The 4,033-nt window shown below is 70.7% G+C and carries 5 protein-coding genes; all 5 read right to left on the bottom strand.

The window, feature by feature from the left end; genetic code table 11:
* A partial coding sequence (gene rpoZ / locus B4M60_RS02640; RefSeq protein ID WP_291080024.1) for a DNA-directed RNA polymerase subunit omega occupies positions 1-236 on the bottom strand: 236 nt, incomplete at its 3' end.
* A 63-nt stretch (positions 237-299) separates the two neighbouring features.
* Complete coding sequence (gmk, locus tag B4M60_RS02635; RefSeq protein ID WP_291080022.1) at positions 300-905, bottom strand: guanylate kinase; 606 nt, start codon at positions 903-905, stop codon at positions 300-302.
* Positions 906-912: 7 nt separating this feature from the next.
* Positions 913-1,236 carry an integration host factor, actinobacterial type gene (gene mihF / locus B4M60_RS02630; RefSeq protein WP_291080020.1) on the bottom strand — a complete coding sequence of 108 codons (324 nt, stop codon included), beginning with the start codon at positions 1,234-1,236 and terminating at the stop codon, positions 913-915.
* A 418-nt stretch (positions 1,237-1,654) separates the two neighbouring features.
* Entirely contained in the window at positions 1,655-2,506 is an 852-nt protein-coding gene (gene pyrF, locus B4M60_RS02625; protein ID WP_291080018.1) for an orotidine-5'-phosphate decarboxylase, read from the bottom strand.
* Positions 2,503-4,033, bottom strand: a 1,531-nt coding sequence (carB, locus tag B4M60_RS02620; protein ID WP_291080016.1) for a carbamoyl-phosphate synthase large subunit, incomplete at its 5' end; no start/stop codon positions are given. The genes pyrF and carB, both read right to left, overlap by 4 nt.

Here is a 4,033-nt window from a genome sequence, read left to right as displayed (position 1 = left end):
GCGATGGTCAACGGCTTCTCGTGCAGGCCCGGGTCGACCAGGGGCCCGACGTACTCGAGGATGCCCTCCTCGATCTGGTTGTAATAGGAGTTGATCTGCCGCGCGCGCTTGGCGGCGAAGATCACGAGGGCGTACTTGGAGGACGCCCGCTCGAGGAGTTCGTCGATCGGGGGGTTGGTGATGCCGATCGGGGTGTCGTACAGCGGGGTGGCCGCTGCGGCTTCGATGGTGGCCACTATGGGTTCTCCTCTGGGTACAGCCTGGGTGGTGCTCGTGGGTGCTCTCGGGGTGCTACGGCCTCAGTCGCGGCCGACCAGCAATGATACCAACTCATCGACCGCGGCCTCGAGTTCGTCGTTGACGACCACCACCGCGAACTCGTCGCGGGCGTCCATCTCCACCTTCGCGGTCTCGAGTCGGCGCGCGACGACCTCGTGCGGTTCGGTGCCCCGGCCGCGCAGGCGGAGTTCGAGTTCCTCCCACGAGGGCGGGGACAGGAACACCGTCACGCCCTCGGGGAGCGACTCCCTGATCTGGCGGACGCCGGCGAGATCGACCTCGATGAGGACCGGACGACCCTCCTCCAGGGCGCGCCGCACGGGATCGGCCGGCGTGCCGGACAGCTGGAGCCCGCTGTGGATCTCGGCCCACTCGAGCATGCGGCCCTCGTCGACGGCGGTGCGGAACTCCTCGGGGGTGACGAAGAAGTAGTCGCGACCGTCGACCTCCCCGGGGCGCGGGTCCCGGGTGGTCATGGAGACGCTGAAGTAGAGGTCGGCGACCCGCTCACGCAGGCGCTGGACCACGGTGGATTTTCCGACGGCGGAGGGGCCGGCCAAGACGATCAGCCGGCCCCTCTGCGCCGCCGTGTCCGGGGAGGACTCCCCGGATGACGGTGTACTCATGCGTCGATCAGTCGACCGTGAAGTCGAACCGCTCGAGCAGTGCGCGGCGCTGACGGTCTCCGAGACCACGCAGGCGGCGCGTCGGGGCGATCTCCAGCTCGGTCATGATCTCCTGAGCCTTGACCTTGCCGACCTTCGGAAGCGCCTCGAGCAGCGCCGAGACCTTCATCTTGCCGAGGATCTCGTCGCTCTCGGCATCCTTGAGCACCTGCTTGAGGTCGGTGCCGCCGCGCTTCAGGCGCTCCTTGAGCTCTGCTCGGACGCGACGGGCGGCAGCCGCCTTCTCCAAGGCAGCAGCGCGCTGCTCATCGGTCAACTGGGGAAGGGCCACAATTCCTCCGTCTGGTTCGGGTGTATTTCATGACGTGCTCGGGTGTCCACGGTAGGACATCCACATCTGGTGTGCGGTGACCGGCCCCGGCGCGTCCGCGGGCTGCGGAACACCTCCGGGAGCGGGCGCTCCCTCGTACTCACCGTACCCGGGCGATTCCGTCCCCCCGTGGGGAGACCGGCATGGCGTCGGGCGTGATGACCTCTGCAACAGTACGCGGCCGGGGTGACCCGTATCCGCACGGGGCCGGTCTGGGCACCCCGTCTGAACTGCGCATTGACGCGTGAGGCTACCGGAAGACTAGCGCCGGGGGCGTCACCCCGCCGCCCGAAACGCCTGGATTCCGACGATCCGATCCGCAGCGTGCGCGGCGGGATGTGACGCATGTGACGCGGGTGACCCACAGGGACGGACGGAATCAGGAGCCGTCGCCGAACCGGTAGGTCTGCGCCAACTCGGTGACCACCGCCCGCATCGCGTCGACATCCGGGCCCGCCCGGAGGACGTGTCGTGAGACGTTGACGAGGGTGTGGGGCAGGGCGGGCCCGGCGATCCGCCTGACGTCGTCGAGCGTCCCGCCCTGCTCCCCCACCCCCGGCATGAGCACCGGCCCGGCGAGTCCCCCGAGCGCCGGAGGATCGGCGACCGTGGCACCCACGACCACCCCGAACGGCCCCGGGGTGCCCGTCGAGACGGCGGTGTTGCGGCGGCCCACCTCGTCGACGACGGACTGGGCGACCGTCCCGGACGGGCCGGAGGCGGCCTGCAGAGCGGCCGCCTCCGGATTGGAGGTGCGGGCCAGGACGAAGAGGCCACGTCCGTTCTCCGCGGCCATGTCGAAGGCCGCGTCGAGCGACCCCACCCCGAGGTACGGGGACACCGTCAGCGCATCGCACGCCAACGGGGAGCCGTCCCGCAGCCACGCGCGGGCGTACCCGGCCATGGTCGACCCGATGTCCCCGCGCTTGGCGTCGGCGATCGACAGCGCCCCGGACGCCTCGATCCCGCGGAGGACGTCCTCCAGGACGGCGATCCCGGCGGACCCGTACTCCTCGAAGAACGCCACCTGGGGTTTGATCGCGGGAACGAGATCCCCGAACGCCTCGAGCGATCGGCGGGCGAACTCGGCCACCCCCGCGGCGTCGACCCCGAGCCCCCACGCCTCGAGCAACGCCGGGTGGGGATCGATCCCCACACAGAGGTTGCCGCGGTCGGCCACGGCCGACCGCAGACGGGCCCCGAAGTGGGCCCGGGGTGCGATCGGGGTCATCGGACGGAGAAGCCCTTGTGCAGCTCCTGCAGGGGGCTGACCGTGACGTCCCCGCGCTGCATCGCCTCGATGCCGTGGACCGCGGCCGTCGCGCCCTGCACGGTGGTCACGCACGGGACCCGCCGGGTGATCGCGGCCGACCGGATCTCGTGTCCGTCGGCCCGGGTGCCGCCGGTGGACGAGGCGATGTTGAGGATGAGGTCGACCTCGTCCGCGTTGATCCGGTCGACGATCGTCCGGACCGGGTTCCCCTGATCGTCCACCGGGCCGGTTCCGGACTCGGTGAGTTTGGCGACCGTCTCACACGCGATCCCGTGGCGGCGGAGCATGAGCGCCGTGCCCTCGGTGGCCAGCACCGTGAACCCCAGCGCGGCCAGTCGCTGCGCCGGGAACACCATCGAACGCTTGTCGCGGTTGGCCACCGAGACGAACACGGTCCCGGATGTCGGCAGGACCCCCTCGGCGGCGAGCTGGCCCTTGGCAAAGGCGACCGCGAAGTCCGGGCCGATCCCCATGACCTCGCCGGTCGACTTCATCTCCGGGCTGAGCAGCGAGTCGACGGGGTGGCCCTCCGGGGTACGGAAGCGGTTGAACGGCAGGACCGCCTCCTTGACCGCGACGGGCGCGTCCGCCGGGAGCGACCCGCCGTCGCGGTCGGTCGGGAGCATCCCCTCGGCCTTGAGCTCGGCGATGGTCTCCCCCAGCATGATGCGCGCGCAGGCCTTGGCCAGGTGGACGCCGGTGGCCTTGGAGACGAACGGGACCGTGCGGCTGGCGCGCGGGTTCGCCTCGAGCACGTACAGCACGTCGTCCTTGATCGCGTACTGGACGTTCATCAGGCCCTTGACGCCGATGCCGAACGCGAGGGCCTCGCTGGAGCGCCGGACGCGGTCGATGTCGTCCCGGCCCAGGGTGATGGGAGGGAGCGCGCACGCGGAGTCGCCCGAGTGGATCCCGGCCTCCTCGATGTGCTCCATGACCCCGCCCAGGTACACCTCGGTGCCGTCGCACAGGACGTCGACGTCGATCTCCACGGCGTCGTCGAGGAAGCGGTCCACCAGGACCGGTCGGTCCGGGCTGATCTCCGTGGCGCGCTCGATGTAGGACCGCAGGGAGGACTCGTCGTAGACGATCTCCATCCCGCGGCCGCCGAGGACGTAGGACGGGCGGACCAGCACGGGGTAACCGATCCGCGCGGCGATCTCGGTGGCCTCCTCGGCGTTGATCGCCGTGCCGAACGCGGGCGCGGGCAGTCCGGCCTTCACCAGGACCTCGCCGAACTCGCGACGGTCCTCGGCGAGGTGGATGGCCGACGGGCTGGTGCCGACGATGGGCACGCCGGCGTCCTCGAGCTGCGCGGCCAGGCCCAGCGGGGTCTGGCCCCCGAGCTGGACCAGCACCCCGGCCACGGTCCCCGACTCGGACTCCGCGTGGAAGACCTCCATGACGTCCTCGAACGTCAGCGGCTCGAAGTACAGGCGGTCGGCGGTGTCGTAGTCCGTGGAGACCGTCTCCGGGTTGCAGTTG

The sequence above is a fragment of the Dietzia sp. UBA5065 genome, from assembly GCA_002415925.1.
Classification (GTDB): Bacteria; Actinomycetota; Actinomycetes; order Mycobacteriales; family Mycobacteriaceae; genus Dietzia.
The sequence above is the reverse complement of the archived record's forward strand: the minus strand, read 5'-3'. Positions and strand labels throughout refer to the sequence as shown.

Bases quoted from the DNA above. Each gene is read 5' to 3' on its own strand.
- gmk (WP_291080022.1), bottom strand. From the start codon at position 905: ATGAGTACACCGTCATCCGGGGAGTCCTCCCCGGACACGGCGGCGCAG.
- pyrF (WP_291080018.1), bottom strand. From the start codon at position 2,506: ATGACCCCGATCGCACCCCGGGCCCACTTCGGGGCCCGTCTGCGGTCG.